This is a genomic window from Parabacteroides timonensis (genome assembly GCF_900128505.1).
GTDB classification, from domain to species: domain Bacteria; phylum Bacteroidota; class Bacteroidia; order Bacteroidales; family Tannerellaceae; genus Parabacteroides; species Parabacteroides timonensis.
On sequence record NZ_LT669940.1, the window covers coordinates 1,569,300 to 1,586,349 of the forward strand.

14 protein-coding genes are annotated in these 17,050 nt (G+C 37.3%); all 14 read right to left on the reverse strand.

The features are described 5' to 3' along the window. Positions 1-1,899 (reverse strand): hypothetical protein, encoded by a 1,899-nt coding sequence (locus BQ7394_RS25885; RefSeq protein ID WP_075556671.1) that lies wholly within the window; start codon positions 1,897-1,899, stop codon positions 1-3. A gap of 35 nt (positions 1,900-1,934) precedes the next feature. Then, positions 1,935-2,882, reverse strand: coding sequence for a hypothetical protein (locus BQ7394_RS06775; protein WP_075556672.1), 948 nt, complete (start codon positions 2,880-2,882; stop codon positions 1,935-1,937). A 23-nt stretch (positions 2,883-2,905) separates the two neighbouring features. Beyond that, positions 2,906-3,979 carry a hypothetical protein gene (locus tag BQ7394_RS06780; protein ID WP_075556673.1) on the reverse strand — a complete coding sequence of 358 codons (1,074 nt, stop codon included), beginning with the start codon at positions 3,977-3,979 and terminating at the stop codon, positions 2,906-2,908. A gap of 284 nt (positions 3,980-4,263) precedes the next feature. Continuing rightward, complete coding sequence (locus tag BQ7394_RS06785) at positions 4,264-5,031, reverse strand: LytR/AlgR family response regulator transcription factor (RefSeq protein WP_075556674.1); 768 nt, start codon at positions 5,029-5,031, stop codon at positions 4,264-4,266. Beyond that, complete coding sequence (locus BQ7394_RS06790) at positions 5,028-7,076, reverse strand: tetratricopeptide repeat-containing sensor histidine kinase (RefSeq protein ID WP_075556675.1); 2,049 nt, start codon at positions 7,074-7,076, stop codon at positions 5,028-5,030. Before BQ7394_RS06790 ends, BQ7394_RS06785 begins: the two co-directional genes overlap by 4 nt. Positions 7,077-7,560: 484 nt before the next feature. Beyond that, positions 7,561-8,949 (reverse strand): phosphoglucosamine mutase, encoded by a 1,389-nt coding sequence (gene glmM, locus BQ7394_RS06795; RefSeq protein WP_075556676.1) that lies wholly within the window; start codon positions 8,947-8,949, stop codon positions 7,561-7,563. 8 nt (positions 8,950-8,957) lie between these two features. Further along, complete coding sequence (locus BQ7394_RS06800) at positions 8,958-9,533, reverse strand: BamK family beta-barrel-assembly machinery protein (RefSeq protein ID WP_075556677.1); 576 nt, start codon at positions 9,531-9,533, stop codon at positions 8,958-8,960. 55 nt (positions 9,534-9,588) lie between these two features. After that, positions 9,589-10,638 (reverse strand): DHH family phosphoesterase, encoded by a 1,050-nt coding sequence (locus tag BQ7394_RS06805; RefSeq protein WP_075556678.1) that lies wholly within the window; start codon positions 10,636-10,638, stop codon positions 9,589-9,591. A gap of 44 nt (positions 10,639-10,682) precedes the next feature. After that, positions 10,683-11,966 (reverse strand): ComEC/Rec2 family competence protein, encoded by a 1,284-nt coding sequence (locus BQ7394_RS06810; RefSeq protein ID WP_235848682.1) that lies wholly within the window; start codon positions 11,964-11,966, stop codon positions 10,683-10,685. Positions 11,967-12,000: 34 nt separating this feature from the next. Continuing rightward, on the reverse strand, positions 12,001-12,651 hold the full coding sequence (gene rpe, locus BQ7394_RS06815; RefSeq protein WP_075556679.1) for a ribulose-phosphate 3-epimerase: 651 nt from the start codon (positions 12,649-12,651) through the stop codon (positions 12,001-12,003). 76 nt (positions 12,652-12,727) lie between these two features. Next, positions 12,728-12,904: a hypothetical protein gene (locus BQ7394_RS25955; RefSeq protein WP_165359931.1), complete on the reverse strand. Its 177-nt coding sequence runs from the start codon at positions 12,902-12,904 to the stop codon at positions 12,728-12,730. 83 nt (positions 12,905-12,987) lie between these two features. Next, on the reverse strand, positions 12,988-13,581 hold the full coding sequence (locus BQ7394_RS06825) for an RNA polymerase sigma factor (RefSeq protein WP_046148865.1): 594 nt from the start codon (positions 13,579-13,581) through the stop codon (positions 12,988-12,990). A gap of 201 nt (positions 13,582-13,782) precedes the next feature. Next, positions 13,783-15,393 carry an OmpP1/FadL family transporter gene (locus BQ7394_RS06830; RefSeq protein ID WP_075556681.1) on the reverse strand — a complete coding sequence of 537 codons (1,611 nt, stop codon included), beginning with the start codon at positions 15,391-15,393 and terminating at the stop codon, positions 13,783-13,785. An 87-nt stretch (positions 15,394-15,480) separates the two neighbouring features. Further along, on the reverse strand, positions 15,481-16,845 hold the full coding sequence (locus BQ7394_RS06835) for a hypothetical protein (RefSeq protein WP_075556682.1): 1,365 nt from the start codon (positions 16,843-16,845) through the stop codon (positions 15,481-15,483). Positions 16,846-17,050: the final 205 nt, after the last annotated feature.

Genomic DNA, 17,050 nt, shown 5'->3' on the forward strand with positions numbered 1-17,050 from the left:
TCAATGTGTTCTTGGTTTTACTTTTTCAGCAGTTATTGTTATTTCTACATTACCGCATCGGAATACATACTTTCCAACAACGTCGAGATTAATTATCAATCCACCGTCGTTTTCTGGGTTAATATCTTTGAATGGACAATCTTTGCCAAAATGAATAGCACCTTTGTTACAGAGTATTTTTATCTTTGTTCCCACTTTGTAAGACATACCAATTTTATTTTCGGTCTTGCGCTGTGGCTCATTATTACCATCCAATACAGTGAAAGTTGTTACAGGGGGGACTAATGTGTTTTGATCTTGGATAGTGGACACGGACTCAATTACCTTACACTGATCTAGACTATTAGTCAAATTTTTAAATCGATCAGAATATTTTTTAATAATATCTTTCCCTGCATTATAGTCAGATTGAATTATCTCCTTTTTGTTAATAATAGCCTTTAATGTATCGTAGTCTTTAAAAAGTCGAATCCAATATTGTTTTGTTGAATCAGTAAATCCCAAATAGCACAATAAGTCATTGTTTTTCACAAAATATGTCAAAAGACTATCCTCTTGATTTTTTGGCTCATCCAATATTGACATCAATTGATTCTCTACACCCATTTGTAACATATAAGCAGCTGCTGTATCTTTCTCATTTTTAATACACTCATAGGCTCCATTCAAATCTCCATTTTCAATTAATTCATTAATATTCAACTGATTGTTCTCTTCAAATTCTTCTACCTCTTTAGAAAAGCCTGAGTTATTTGCTTCTACTTCAGTTGTAACACTATCTTGTCCATTATTTTTAGAACAACTACGTAGCAAAAAAACAACGAACATTGTTAAAACTATCACACTTACAGCCAAACCTATTATTAATCTAATGTTTTTACTTTCTATTAAGTTCAAACACTTAATAGGAGTCATTTGCAAACGATCATTATCGTCTATTCTATTAGAATATTTTAAATTAGTTTGTTCTGTTTCTCTATTTTCTTCATTTTTCTCAACACTGTTTTTAGGCTGTGATTGACATAGTATTTTTATTAATGCTTTTATACTTTTACACAACGAAGCATATTTTTCACTTAAATCCTTAAATTTACTTGCTTCTTCCATGTCAGAAAGAGTAGGTAAATATTTAATCAAATTATTGTAAACGTCCTCTGATTCTGTACTCATCTTCTCCAGATCTTCTAATGTGCCTCTGGTAATATCAACAGCAATAGGGAGAAGAGTCTGATTTATTTTATTTAGCTTTACTAACAAATCATCATAATCGAACTCTACATCCACTACTGGCATTTCCAATTTATAACTTTGCTCCAATTTACGGTATTCTGGAGAAATACTAATCCATCGATACTCTTTAAATGCTGCTAAAATAAAAGTATTTTCTTCTTGGTCATTAAATCGCGCAATCTGTCCTATTTTATTCGAAGAAAAAGAATTGTCATATTCTACTAATACTGTATTAGCAACTGATGAGAATATGTTAGGCAAATTCGATTTAATCCACTCTACCTCGGTAATATTATCGGCAAATTTATGAATTTTATATTGAATTTCCCCATCTTCACTTTTATGAAATATGGAATCTTCACGATTGAGAATCTTATCAAACATATAGTCGAACCATTCCAAAATCCTTTTGAAGTCAGTACAATAATAATTAGAATCTATAACCAATGACATTCCAAAAAATGCGTTAGTAGGACGTCCAATCACTTCCCTCAGCCCATAATGTAGAAAGTTATATATGGTTTCTCCATTGTCACGACGATTAACCATAAGCCTTCTTCCTTCACGAGATGAAATATAAAAGCTTTTGAAGTATTCGTTATAGACAGAATCCTTCTCATAAAAGTCAAACCCATGTGGGTTACCATATATAAATGTCTTTTTTATCATTGATTTCAAATATGACTTGCGATAAATAATAAAATTTACTTAGTAAGAACATTCCACAATTCCTGACAATACCAGCCTTTTTCAGGAGTCCACACTTCTCGACCATCATTCGTAGATGTAAACACACCTGAAGAGAAACAGACTGCTTTAAAATTATATTCTCCATACAAAACTTTCATTAATCCTCTATTTTGATATTTAGTAAATATTCCAGGATATTGGTGTTGGATATTAGTAAAAAAAGCTTTTTTATTAGGCATACCATCTTTTTTGTATTGATGACGATGTCTATCTGATTTATTAAATAAGAATACTATTTTATCTTTAGGAGATATAAGCCCCTGCATGCTACATATTTTTTGTGCATAAAGGTTACGCTCATTTTGATCACGCCCCCAATCTTGTTCAACAAAAAATACCCAGACTTTTCTATTTGGTGCAGTACGTATTGCATGGATATAGGTTGGAAAATCCAATGCGGAAGTTCCATCAAAATAGTGTTCACCTGGCGCTTCAAGAAATTGACAAATAGGCTCTCCGACTGAATCTAATATTTTAACCAACATAAAACTTATAACATCTGTACCTCCTGGAGCATATTGACTATATGCCATATCTTTAAGATTTGTGCACATTTTAGCATAATGGAGATCTGTCTGAGGTCGAAAAACAGCTTCTGGTACTACTTGATATTTACCATAATCTTCAAGATGCTGATCATTGCCTGATTGATATTGGTCATGACCTTCAAGAAAGCGAATCATACGCAGCAACGCTAAAGTTTTTCCTGATGCAGGTGAACCAAAAAATACAACAATAGAAGTATTCGGATCTGGAATAGTAACAGTTATATTGTTAACATCATGTATTTCTTCATCAGTATATGTATCACGTGTTACTGTTTCCATATTTATATTACTAGTTCTATTTTGATTATTAACGTTATTATCGTTAATTAAATCATCGAAATTATTGGCATTCATTTACGTATCGTTTTTTAGTATTATTAGATTGCATTATTGTTACTTTTATTGAATGTAATGTCAAAAAAAACAAATCCCGCCAAATCTACAAGTAGAGCAATAAAAACCCACCAAATAAAACCATGTCCACTGTATTTATCAGTAGTAAGAAAATCTTTCCAGACATCGGGCACACTAAGCATTTCTTTAGCCTCCGGCATAGCACCTTCACGTGTATATCTCTTTTGGTCATTATCTTTAAAAGCTATATATTGAGAATTAGCTTTAATGAATGAATAACTATTAGTTAAGTCATCAACAGCAGCAGCAATTATTTCATTGACTATTCCATTCATTCTATTAATATCAGACAAGGCTATTTCACCGTTTTTTACTAAATTATCAAGTATTTTAGAGCCCATCATTCTCTTTATTTTTTCTATTTCCTTATCGCAAGTCGCACGATATATTTTTAACTGTTCATAAGCTTGCCCCTGATAATAATTTATAGCAGTTAACCATTGTGAACGTATAGTTCCAGTATTAGCAACTCGCTGAATTTTTTTATTAAGAGTTCTATCAAGCTCTACAAGAATAGTTTCGAATCGTGAACCGATACCAACAGCACTCGGATTATCTATTTCAGCCAAAAGGCGAAGGATAAGTGCATCAACAGCCTCTTTCTTGCTATCATAGTTATTCTCAATCTTCTTTATTTCCACATTGTTATCTTTCAATCCCTGCAAGTAACTTTGTGTACGTGTAAGATCTGACGTAATAATATTTTTGATTGATGCACGATAAAGTAGTGTATGAGTATTAGTAGGTAGACTTACCATAAGCCAAAATATGATAAGCCCCAAGAAACCAAGTAAAAACTGTCCTCCACGACCAAATAGTTTATCCCCAAAATACTCATTCCTATCAAGAGCCTTAAGCACCTTAGAGAAACATATAGAGGCAATAATATAAAATACAACTGCAATAAGCCATGCTCCAGCAAGGGTGATTGATGGTTGCCAAATATAAAGTGATTCCGCTGTCCAAAAACAACTAAATCCAGCAAGACCAAGAAATGCTACGACAGATACGATTTTTGTATAATTCAAAGTTTTCATCTTATATTATTTATTAAATACTAAAATATCTCATCACAATCTATGTTCTTTAAGTATTTGATCAAATCAACTTTATCGTAATATTACCTGCTATTTCCACGTATCGATTCAGTTCATTTTTCTTTATTTCTTTTCAAAAGAATTATCAAATACTGAAATTATTTTAAACAAATGTATCAAATTAAACAAACTTCACTATGCGACATATCATCATAGAATGTTTATTGAACCTAGAATTATGATAAGCGATATTAATTTATTCATAAATGCACTAATTTAAATACTCATAGTATCTCTAATGCCTCTTTTAGTCTCCTATAATATCTCTGCGATACATTTAACTCAATATCCGTAAACGGCGGATACAATTTACATTTTAATGTCACATTTTCAATTGAACATAAATAATTCAGATTGACAATGCAATCTTGATTTATCTGTATCAAAGAAAAATTGATACCTAACAAATCTTTAGCATTCGTACTCATACGTAACTTATAAAGTTTGCAGTCTGTTAACATCATTTGCCAACAACGTTGCTCTTTTAGATATTGGAATAAAAGAATCTCTTCACATTTCACCAAAACCAATCCAGAAATGGTTTGTACTGCAAACTTATTATGTAGAACAAGTAATTTACGCAAAGCTTGTTCTATATTCACTTTTTCACTTTTAGCAAGATGAGAGCGAAAACGACTTATTAAATCATCCAATTCTTTCTCTTTATACGGTTTTTTCAAATAATCAAAAGCCGAGATACGAATCGCATTTAGCAAATATTCATTGTAAATAGTATAGAAAACAACATGCATATCCGAATGAATATCAGATTGTATTCGCTCCAAAAGCTCTAAACCAGACATTCCCGGCATCATAACATCGATAAAAAGTAAATCTGGCTGCAACCGGACTATCTCACGGGCAGCATTATCAGAAGATGTACATGTTGTTACGACACGTATTTCCGGGAAGCGTGATAAATCATTTTCTAAACATTTGATACAAGACTGTTCGTCATCGACAATGACTGTAGTAATTTCATTTATATTCATAAGGCAAAGTTGTAATTAAGTGGGACAATTAATGAGACATTGGTTCCATGCTGTTTTCCTGAAATAGAATATAAATTTTTGATGGAAAACTGCATTTTACAAATATTGTAAGTATTCAATAAATCTGTTGTACGATATAATATTTTTAAACCTTGGCCAGTACTTCTTTCATCCCTCGCATGTGCACCAGGATTGTAGCCAATACCATTATCGTCTATCGATATATGAAGTTCTTCATCTTCAACATAGATAGATATCACAATAGTCGGATCCAAAGAATCGGCATTAAAAGCATATTTCACAGCATTCTCTACTGGTATTTGAATGGACATCGAAGGGATCAACGTTTCCAATGGCACATCGGAAGAAACATTCCATTCAATATGAATACACTCCGGATCACCAAGCATCTTTAATTTCAGATAGTTCTTCACATAAATGATTTCATTTTCTAATGGAACTGCCAACTGTTCGGAAGAAAGCAAATCACCTCTCAATACATCGATCAATAAATTCACAGGTTCAGAAAGTTCCTCATAACGACGGAAAATAGGCATCACTGAATTCAATACATTAAATATATAATGTGGAGCAATGCGGTTTCTGACAACTGCCATACGTAATTGGGTAATAGTAGCAACTTGTTGTTTATAACGAAGCTCTTTCTTCCTACGAATATAGAATAGAATACAAACCATTAATAAAACAACAATAATTAATCCCAACCCAGCGATCCATGCAAACCACATCCATTGCAGAGCTTTAGCTTCAGTATTAGCAATCCTGATGTCTTTCTTCAAAAGAGTCGTATCCTGCCGATAACGAAAATCTGTTTCACGGATGCTATTTTCAATCTTCATATTTCGTAAAGAATCTCCACAGACGTCTGCCTGGTTCCTGTAATAATATGCCTGGGCTAAGTCATTTTTCTTACGATATAGCTCTTCTAACCGTTTATTATGATAATACTGATATTGAAGATCCGTATGAAGTGTATCATAAGATTGTTCCAATCGCCGGGAAGCTTCCTGCAAATCATTTTCCAGCAAAGCCAAAGATGCAAACAAACCATCCATATAAAATTTAATACCAGGCTGTTGTAACCCTGATTGTCCGAAAAAAGCGACAGAACGTTCCAGATAATGACGGGCAGAATCCGGCTGTTCCTTCAATAGGTAGATTTCACCGATATTACCTTCTACTATACCCCGGTAAATGGGTTGAGGAAAGTTGGCAACTATCGCATTGGCCCTCTGAAACCAAATTAGAGCTTTATCATACTCTTTGGTTACATAATAATAATTACCTCTTGAGTTTGTAAAATAATACTTTTCATAATCTGTTCCTTTACTCCAATATTGCTCCGCTTTTTGAAAATAAGAGTCAGACAACGGATAGTTTTCCAGTTCCTGATACAACCGACCCAACCCCGAATAAATAGGATAGTTCATCTTATCACCCACAGACAAAGAATCTGAAAGAAATAATGCTTTACGATAATAAAAACCAGCCCACTCATAATGCCCTTGGCGCTGATAACAGTCTGCCAAATTTATATATACATTTACAGCAGGCAAACGATCCTTGACGTTTGCCTGCTGTAATGCTTCAGAAGCATTACACAAACAGACAATGGCCGAATCCCATTGATTCATATCCTGAAAAAAAACACCGCGACTATTATATGCATCAGCCGATAATTTTAGTGTACGATTATCTTTCTCTGGTTGCCTTTCAATAAAATTCAAGATACAATCATTCAATAAAAATGCGGAATCTGTTTGGTTACTAAAATAATAACAACGGGAGATTGTTTGCTCCATATTATAATAGTTTATACTATCCGATACATTTTTCTGATCAACCCTCAACTTAAAAATAACTTCTAATGGTTTTACAGCCAAAGAGTCCATATAGAGTGAAAGCAAAGAATCGACCTTGCTCGTTTCAGCATCTTTTACAGATGATCTCTGAAATGAACAACCTAATAAAAGACTAAACAGGATAACAAATATCCCATATGGCGTTAACTGTTGTTTTTCCATACTTACCTTCCCTTTTTAACAAAGGACATAAATTATTATGATATTTACAATCGTTCAAATCCATTTTAACGTATAAGCAATCATTATTTCGTTTAAATACCATATTTCAACACATAAACGCGAAAGCAAGTTTGATTTTCAAAAGTCATTAATCATATTTACTAACTAATAAAGGAAATAGTACAAATCTATATAATGGTTACATTGTCACAGGTATATTTGAATCACAGGAAAATATAGTAAATTCTCCCCGTCAGGATGCTAACACACAGCCCGGTGATTTAAAATTTAAAGATATCAATGGAGATGGAGTTATTGATGAAAGCGACAAGGTTACGGAAAAATATTTATCAGAAATATTAAGAACAACAAACACAACTTCTAAAATTACTGTTTATATTGCGGCAAAATAAATACGATCCTATTTCAACTAAAAGAGGATGCCCCAATGGAGCATCCTCTGTCATTTAATATATGTATAAATTTACTTACACATCTCATTAATCACCGCGATCAACTCTCCACCTATTTCTTCAGCTTCTTTCATTGTATGAGCCTCTGCATAGATACGGATGATCGGTTCAGTGTTACTTTTGCGAAGGTGAACCCACTTATCCGGGAAGTCGATCTTTACCCCGTCGATATCAGTAATATCGTATTGAGCGAACTTTTCTTTTACCTTAGCTAAAATTGCATCCACATCGATCTCCGGAGTAAGCTGAACTTTCTGTTTAGAGATAAAATACGGAGGATAGCTGGCACGTAATTCGCTTGTTTTCATTTTCTTCTTTGCCAAATGAGTCAGGAACAAAGCGATACCCACCAAAGCATCACGTCCATAATGGCTGGCCGGATAGATCACTCCACCATTACCTTCACCACCTATAACAGCATTGGTCGCTTTCATTTTGGCAACAACATTTACCTCTCCTACTGCAGCTGCATTATATTCACATCCATGAGCACGAGTCACATCACGCAATGCACGGCTTGAACTCAAGTTACTTACCGTATTACCCGGTGTATGGCTTAACACATAGTCAGCTACTGCAACCAAAGTATATTCTTCACCAAACATTTCACCATCTTCACAGATAATAGCCAAACGGTCTACATCAGGATCGACAACGAAACCTACATCTGCTTTGGCATGCTTCATCAAATCAGAGATCTCAGTTAGGTTCTCAGGAAGAGGTTCCGGGTTATGAGAGAAATTACCATGAGGAGCACAGTGCAGTTTGAAAATTTCTTTTACACCTAAAGCATACAATAAATCCGGCAGAACAATACCACCTACGGAATTTACGGCATCAATAGCAACACGGAAGTTGGCAGCTTTAATCGCTTCTACGTCTACCAGGTCGAGATTGAGTACACTTTCGATATGTTTCTGTTTATATGTATTGTCGACGATCACTTTTCCTAAATGATCGACATCTGCAAATTCAAAACTTTCAGAAGCTGCAATTTCCAGAACCTCTGCACCTTCTGCCGCATTCAGGAATTCGCCCTTTTCATTCAGCAATTTTAATGCGTTCCATTGTTTTGGATTATGACTGGCAGTCAGAATAATACCGCCGCATGCTCCTTCCATGGCTACAGCTAATTCAGTAGTCGGAGTTGTTGCCAGGTCGATATCGACCACGTCAAAACCCATTCCCGTAAGCGTACCTAAAACCACCTGTTTTACCATCGGGCCGGAGATACGGGCATCACGTCCTACTACGATCTTGTTTGATGTTGCTTTTGTGCTTTTTCTAATGAAGGTTGCATAAGCTGCAACAAACTTCACAATGGCTAACGGATTTAATCCGTCCTCCGGTGTTCCGCCTATTGTACCGCGAATACCGGAAATAGATTTAATAAGTGTCATAAGTTAGACTATTTTTCGAATGTATATTTTACTTTGCTAAAATAAATTGGTCTGTAAGCACTCTGGAAAGTATTACTCATTCTTTTAAATGGAACTATCAATCTAATCACAGCCTCATTTCCGACATGGTATAAACCTGTAGCCAGACCCTCACCTACAAAATAATCAGGAACATAATCTCTTGCTTCTCCGGAATAAACATTGTAACCGAAAATAAACTCGGTAGGATATCCATAATAAGCGACTCCATAAGTCAGATTATTAACATATAAAGAATCACCATCCAAAACACCATTTGCTTCAAAACGGCAAAGGACCTTTGTTGTTCCAAGTACTGCCCGCTCTCCATTTCCTGAATCTATTACATTCAGATACACATCATTATCCAATTTCACGAATTCATTTTCCTTAAAGACCCCATCTGCCGGATAGTCCTTTAGAACCTTAATTCCTTCACGGTCAATCAATCGATCGATTGCTTTCCTCTCATCCTTCAACCTCTCTGTATATGACTTCGTTTTATCGCATGACACCACCATCAGGGCAGCACACAAAATCATCAGGATATAAAAACCTCTTTTCATCTGTTATTCTTTAATGTATAAATGAGCGACAAATGTAAATAATATCCGCCATATCTCAGGCAAGTTTCTCTATTTCTTCTGTTTTATTAGGATTAAATTCTTCTAATCCTTTCTCAAAGACAGCTACAGCTTCTTCCAGAGAACCATGAAACTCTCCACCGGAAGCATTTTTATGGCCACCTCCATTAAAATACTGGCAAGCAAATAGGTTACAGGGGAAATCTCCAACCGAGCGTAAAGATACTTTTATATAATCTTTATCTTCACGGATAAAGACACTAAACGATACTCCTTCAATACTCAACGGCATATTCACGAAACCTTCCGTATCACCGGTTACATAGTTGAACCGGTCTAATTCGGCTTGTGAAAGAGTGATCAATGCAGCATGTTTTTCCGGGTAGATCTTCATCTTTTCATACAAGACATAGCCTTGCATGCGAAGACGTGATTCTGAATAGACCTGGAAAACTTTACGATAAATCAAATCTTTATCTATTCCTTTCTTTATCAGTTCACCGATAATCGTATAAATTTCAGGTTTATTCGAATTATAGGTAAAAGAACCTGTATCCGTCATCATTCCGGTATAGATACAAACGGCAGCCTCTTTGTTAAGCAGATCGAACATACCCATACGACAAATAAAACGGAAAATCATTTCACTGGTAGATGACATTTCCGGATATGACATGGAAACCCGGCAAAAGTCAGCAGGGTTCAGGTGATGATCGATCAAAACCTTACGTCCTTCCGCAGCGATAACAGCCGGAGCCAGTTTCTCTATACGTTTAGGTTCATTAAAGTCCAGACAAAAAATCACATCCGCGTCATGGATTAGCAGCTCCGCAAATTCCGGATACTTTTCGTGTATCACAATATCCTTTGCTCCCGGCATCCATTTATAGAATAACGGGAATTCATTGGGAACAATTACTGTTACATTATCTTTACCATAGGCTGTAAGGAAATGATACAATCCCAAAGAGGAACCGAGGGCATCGCCGTCGGGAGTAACATGGGTCACGATAACAAAACTTTCGCCTTTCTCTACGTATTTCTTGGCTTTCTGAATTTTCTCTTCCTGAATGATTTTTGTAATCATATATTATCTTGTTTACAAGGACAAAGGTACTACTTTTTTATGTTCTACACAGTAAAAAAACGTTCAATAAGCAAATCAAACAATAGAAATAACAATAGAAGTAGCGAGACGAATAAAAATCGCGGACGCCGGGTTTGCAGGAACAACAGGAAAAAGAAGACAACTCCATATCCTACAACGGTCAGAAACAAACCAAGCCGAAAAGAGAAGGTAGCTCCCGGCACTTTACTAAAAGCCTCCACAATTTGTAATAAAGCATGTGTCATTGTTTCTACAAGAGATTGAAGTAACTCATAACCAGGAAAGCCGACAGGCAAAATAATCCAAATGAGTCCGGCCGGTATAAGGAAAGTGGCCAGTAGGGTTAATGGTAAATTTGTACATAGAAAGACCAGGGAGAATTGCCGGAAGTAATATAAGCAAAGCAATGTTGTCCCGGCCTGTGCTGACAATGTCACAGTTATCCAACCCCAAGGAGCAGCCAAAATCGGATTCCTTATTTCGATCAACTTCTGAAGCCTGGGTTGCAGATATAAAATAGACAATACAGCCAGATAGCTTAACTGGAAACCGATATCGAATAAATAAAACGGATCAAACGTCAACATGCAAAAAGCCGAAGCCGCCAGTGTATTATAACCGTCAGTTCTTCGCCGCAATGTTCTACCTGTCAGATACAACGTCAACATCAATCCGGCACGGATAGCAGAAGCTGCAAACCCGGTAATCAGGACAAAGCCCCAAAGCAAACTAATCGTCAATAAAAACTTCAGCCATCTATAAAAGGTATTTTTAGGAAAGAAAGAGAAAAACAAAGAAAGGAAACCGCAGACAATAGCGACGTGAAAACCACTTACCGCCAAAAGATGGGCAACTCCGGTCACCGAAAAACGTCTTTTTACTTCCCGGCTCATTCCTTCCCTATGTCCCAGGGTAATCGTTGCCAACACCGATTTTTCTTCATCCGATAAATGCAAACGTTCGAAAGGATTCAATAAACGATGTTGTCCTTGCCCGGCCAATTCTGAAACAGAAGAAAAAGCAGGTCTTTCATTCCTACTCTGCCAATATGCCGTTTGTTGAATAGAAAAAGACAGTAATAACAAAAGAAATACCGCTCCCCATATCCAACGAAATTCATAACTCCAATAGTTCTTTTCCGGTTGGGATATTACAGCTACATGAGAAAACAAAATGATCAGTAAAGGGATAAGCATCAACAATAACGATAGAATACGGCAATCAAGGTAAGCTTGCAATAAGATTCCGGTTATCCATATTAAAAGCGGCCTGATAAAAGGCCGCTTTTGTATTTCTTTTATTATCATACAAAGGTTGGTTTTGGTTGGTTAAATACATTTTCTACATATCTTTCAGTTCTTTTATCGTTCGTATCGGATCAGGAGAACTAAATACAAAACTTCCGGCAACCAGCACATCCGCACCGGCATCCACCAGCCGTTTCCCGGTTTCCAGATTTACGCCACCATCTACTTCTATCAGAGTTTCCAATCCTTTTTCCCGAATCATTTCTTTCAGACGAGCCGTTTTATTTACCGAATGTTCGATAAAACGTTGTCCGCCAAAACCTGGATTGACAGACATAAGCAGTACCATATCGAGATCCTGGATAATATCCTCCAACAAGCTGATCGGAGTATGTGGGTTTAACGTAACTCCTGCTTTCATGCCAGCTTCCTTTATCGCACCGATAGTACGATGCAAGTGTGTACTAGCCTCATAATGAACATTCATCATATAAGCTCCGGCGGCAGCCACTTCTTTCACAAACTTCTGTGGCTCGACAATCATCAGGTGCACGTCCATAGGCTTCTTAAGGAGAGGCTTTACAGCCTCCAGTACCGGAAAGCCAAAAGAGATATTCGGAACAAATACCCCGTCCATAATATCCATATGCAACCAGTCCGCCTCACTGTTATTTATCATTTCTACTTCTTTTTGCAGGTTCAGAAAATCGGCAGCCAGCAAAGAAGGAGCAATCTTATGTTTCATAATTTCAAGTCTTTTATGCAAAGGTACAAAAAAAGAAAGAGAACACTATTACCAGTGTTCCCTTTCCTTCAATTTCTTAGTTCATCACATAACCACATAGTTCCGGTTGCATTGCAGGTTCTGCATGATAAATCCTTGCAAACTGAGAGAGAAAATCAAGCGTCTGTTTGCTTGGTGTACTTTTCTTCTCGTTCCGGTTCTTTTTAGTTTTATTCTCCAGTCCATTCATACATTGAGTAGAAAATCTCTTCATAGGCATCCCCTTTTTTATTCGTTTGATAATAAAACGGGAGCAGTTTCTACTTATTGTACGAGTAGCGGAATATTTTTACCGGATTATGCCAAAGATAATTCTATATGGTTTTCGTCAGCCATACGACGCATATTCAGGATAGCATAACGCATACGTCCCAGTGCTGTATTAATGCTGACACCTGTAATATCTGCAATTTCTTTAAAACTCAAATCCTGGTAATAACGCATTTCCAGAACTTCACGCTGGCTGTCGGGAAGATGTTTTACCAACTTCTTCACATCCGACAATACCTGATGACGCACGATATTGTCTTCGATCGTTCCATCGCAAAGTTTGATATTATTGAAAAGATCAACTTCCACTTCATCGTTAGATACAGTATTTTCACTGCGCTCCTGACGGAAGTTGTCAATGATCAGATTGTGTGCAATACGGGTGATCCATGCTTTAAACTTACCGTTTTCTGTATAGCGGCCTTGTTTAATAGTCATAATCACTTTTACAAAAGTTTCCTGGAAGATATCTTCCGTTAACTCTTTATTGCGGACTATAAAGTAAATATAGGAATGGATACTGCTCTTATGACGATTTAACAACACATCAAAGGCGGTATTATTACCCTGTGCATAAAGGACAACCAGATCTTCGTCTGTCATCGATTTTAAAGTCTTCATTACTTCTGTATTTTATAGTTTCTTGAGTAATGTTTATGCTATAGGCAATGAGGTTTTAAATGTTATACAATTTTGTTTTCGAAAGCAAAAGAACAAAAAGTATTTTAAACAGGCAAACTTTTCTGTTACTTTTACATAAAAATGTCCCCTGCCTATACGTTTTATGTACAAACAGGGGACATTTACTAACAAACTATATTTTTAGAACTTATACCCCAAAGTTAAAGCGACCTGAGTAGTCTTTGTCTTCAATGAAGCAGGATCGGATTTAACAAATACCTCCCCATTCTCTCGGAAAGTACTTGGAAATGCATAAGCATCTTCTTTATATTCACGATACACACATGCAACATCAGCATAAAAGCTTGGAGTAAAACGATAACCCAAACCGATAGAATAAGAGTTTGTGCCTTTATCAACGGTATAATTAGGAATTGTACCGACAATACCTACTGCATCCGCATAATAGGTTCCATCCGGCTTCTGTGGAGAAAGTCCATCCTTTACATGCTGTTTCATCGGCGAAGTCCTCCATAGAGTACCAGCACGAACTGAGAACTGAGGAGTAATCTTCACTTCTGCCCCAACTTTCAATGTCCCAGACATTCCAAAGTCATTTTTTATATCTTTCTGCTGAGGCATATCATATCCATCCAAATCGTTCAGATTCATTCTCTTATAATTAGTCAATTCATAATCGACACTTACCAGGAAGTTTTTACCGACACCGGCTGCACTGAATATCCAACGATCCGGCGTACGCATATGATAACTACCCGACTGATACTCAGGTGTTTCATGAGGTTTATCTCCCCAAGGTATATCATTTATATAAGTTTGAGCCGAGCCATGAAAATAATCTGTTAATTTATACCACGTCGGAGAATTATAAGCAACCCCAAAACGTAAAAAATCAGTTGGACGAACAATAGCTCCCAAATTAAAAGCATAACCGGTTCCTGATGTAGTGAGCCCGTTATCCAACCATGCATAAGTTGTTGTAGTAAAATCTTCTGTATATTTTGTAGACAGACTATAATCCATATCGGTAATAGCAACTGTTGCTCCTAAAAAGAAGCGATCAGAAATATTCGTTGCAAATGAAAAGTTGTACTGCCCGATCGACCCTTTTTCATTCACCTGTAAATCCGCATTCTGTGGACTATAAGCCTCCCAACCATTAGCCCCTTGCTTTCCAAAAGATGAATGATATTCTTTTCCTCCTTGTTGATAAGGTTCAAAAAAACCGGCTTCATATCCCAATGTCGATAGCCAAGGTATGTCACTGTCAAAATAAGGATCATAATTATTAGTAAGAATCAAATCCCCTTCACTAACACCATACGTTAGATCAGCCATATAATCAGCCAACGAATAGGCCTGCGCCCCATTCATCCGATAATTACGGTTAAAACTCTTTACGCGATTGTAAGAGACACCCAGGTTCCACCCAACGATGCCTTCATCATTTCCGGTCGGGAAATAACCGACATAAGCAATATTGTCAAAGTTAAACCTTGTCTTGCTCTCATCCGCTTTCGAACCGTTCCAGTTCGTGTTGGCCTTTATTGACGAAAGACTTATCGTAGTTACGACTTCCGAACTACGATATATCCCCAACCCTGCAGGGTTAGTAGACATAGACGATATATCCCCACCTAATGCTCCAAAAGCTCCACTCATGCCCAGATAACGGGCAGTCCCGTTCAGGTCGGTCTGAGACATTTTGTATGCATCCATTTCACCTTGTGCATATGCGACACCACCGGCCAGGAAAAATGCCGATATAAATAAGCACGCTACTCTTTTCATCGTTTCTGTTTATTTCTAATACCTTAAATATATAAGGGCTCTAGTACGCATACCGGCCCTTATATTATAATTATATTATCTCTCTCATTATCTGCGTCCACCTGAACGGCCGCCACCGCCGCCGCCACTTGAACGACTGCTACTGCCACCTCCGCTACTGAACGAACCACTACTCCGGCTACTGCTGCTACTTCTTGAAGGTGCAGAATATGTACTCTGGCTTCTTGAAGGTGCAGAGTTACTGTAACTTGAACGTGTACTGCTGCTTCTTGTAGACGGACTTGCCTGAATACCGGAAGAAGAGCGCGTAGATGAGCCACTACTGTAGTCGCTTCGACGAGTAGCAGGACGTGTACGAACTGTTGCATCCGATTGTACCCGGCTAGAAGAAGTTCCTCTGCTTGAACGGATACTACTGCTTGTTCCTTCACCTCTTGTGGACGATGACGAACGAGTTGAATAACGGTCAGAGCTCAATCCTCTTGAACTGCTAGTACGGTTGCTTTCACTCCTCAAAGAAGATGCACGGCTCGAAGACCTGTTGGAAACTGCACGTCCGGAAGAAGCGGAGCTATAACGGCTGGAAGAATTTCTACCTGTTGTATAGCGGCTCGACGTCGTACGTCCACGTGAAGCATAGTTATAAGGATTATAATAATGGTGATGATGGTGTCCGTAATAACCACCTCCCCAGTAGCCTCCACCCCAGTAACCACCGCCCCAATAACCGGGACCGTAATAACCTCCATACCATGGACTGCTCCAGCCGGCGTAGAAACCTCCCCAGCCCCAGCCGAATCCCCAACGAGGGCCGTACCAGGAAGAGTAAGTCCACCACGGACTGTAACTATACCAAGGATCGTACCAGTTATTATACCACGGAGAATACCAGCCTCCCCAGCTATTGCCCATGTTGATATTCACATTTACATTGGCATTGCCGTCGGAGTAATCCGTATCATACCCATAACTGTAATAACCGTCGCTCAGATACAAATCTACCTGATCGGCACCGGCTATCGTAATCTTGCTGGGTGAATGATAACGAACAATACGTTCGGTATATTCCGAGTCGGAACGACGTTCCGATTTCTTTGTTACTTTCTGGTCTTTAGAAGGTAGCTCTTCAACATAAGTACCATCCTCCTCGTCCAGATCTTCATCGTACGGTTCTTCTACGTCGACAGATGTATATCTGCGATTATATTCGTCTACATCACGATCTGCGTCGTATGCCGAACTATTGGAGTCGGAGGCCGACGCCAATACAATTGCCGATGATGACTTCGTTGTTTCCTCATGTTTGGGCTGTATAACCTTCTCTTCTTTTTTGTCCTTCTTTTTGTCTTTACTTGAAGAGAAATACACATCATCAAAGAATTCCTCCTGGGCTGCAGCACTAAATGCTACCAGAAGCATCACCACTAAAGATGTTAATTTCATGGGTTTCATATTCGTTTCTCCTCTACATTAATATATTTATTCTATTGTTTAGACTATGTTTCCACGGTCAGGGTTTAAATGTATATTCTTAATAACTATAAAAATATTGCATTCTACTTACAAATATAACACGTTCCCAATAAGTATCAAGCATTTATATATACTTTAACTTTAATATTTATCCTGCCATTGCCTATTCATATATGATATGATG

Excerpts from the sequence above, each read along its gene's own strand:
- BQ7394_RS25885 (WP_075556671.1), bottom strand. The coding sequence starts at position 1,899 with ATGATAAAAAAGACATTTATATATGGTAACCCACATGGGTTTGACTTT.
- BQ7394_RS06775 (WP_075556672.1), bottom strand. The coding sequence starts at position 2,882 with ATGAATGCCAATAATTTCGATGATTTAATTAACGATAATAACGTTAAT.
- BQ7394_RS06780 (WP_075556673.1), bottom strand. The coding sequence starts at position 3,979 with ATGAAAACTTTGAATTATACAAAAATCGTATCTGTCGTAGCATTTCTT.
- BQ7394_RS06785 (WP_075556674.1), bottom strand. The coding sequence starts at position 5,031 with ATGAATATAAATGAAATTACTACAGTCATTGTCGATGACGAACAGTCT.
- BQ7394_RS06790 (WP_075556675.1), bottom strand. The coding sequence starts at position 7,076 with ATGGAAAAACAACAGTTAACGCCATATGGGATATTTGTTATCCTGTTT.
- glmM (WP_075556676.1), bottom strand. The coding sequence starts at position 8,949 with ATGACACTTATTAAATCTATTTCCGGTATTCGCGGTACAATAGGCGGA.
- BQ7394_RS06800 (WP_075556677.1), bottom strand. The coding sequence starts at position 9,533 with ATGAAAAGAGGTTTTTATATCCTGATGATTTTGTGTGCTGCCCTGATG.
- BQ7394_RS06805 (WP_075556678.1), bottom strand. The coding sequence starts at position 10,638 with ATGATTACAAAAATCATTCAGGAAGAGAAAATTCAGAAAGCCAAGAAA.
- BQ7394_RS06810 (WP_235848682.1), bottom strand. The coding sequence starts at position 11,966 with ATGATAATAAAAGAAATACAAAAGCGGCCTTTTATCAGGCCGCTTTTA.
- rpe (WP_075556679.1), bottom strand. The coding sequence starts at position 12,651 with ATGAAACATAAGATTGCTCCTTCTTTGCTGGCTGCCGATTTTCTGAAC.
- BQ7394_RS25955 (WP_165359931.1), bottom strand. The coding sequence starts at position 12,904 with ATGAAGAGATTTTCTACTCAATGTATGAATGGACTGGAGAATAAAACT.
- BQ7394_RS06825 (WP_046148865.1), bottom strand. The coding sequence starts at position 13,581 with ATGAAGACTTTAAAATCGATGACAGACGAAGATCTGGTTGTCCTTTAT.
- BQ7394_RS06830 (WP_075556681.1), bottom strand. The coding sequence starts at position 15,393 with ATGAAAAGAGTAGCGTGCTTATTTATATCGGCATTTTTCCTGGCCGGT.
- BQ7394_RS06835 (WP_075556682.1), bottom strand. The coding sequence starts at position 16,845 with ATGAAACCCATGAAATTAACATCTTTAGTGGTGATGCTTCTGGTAGCA.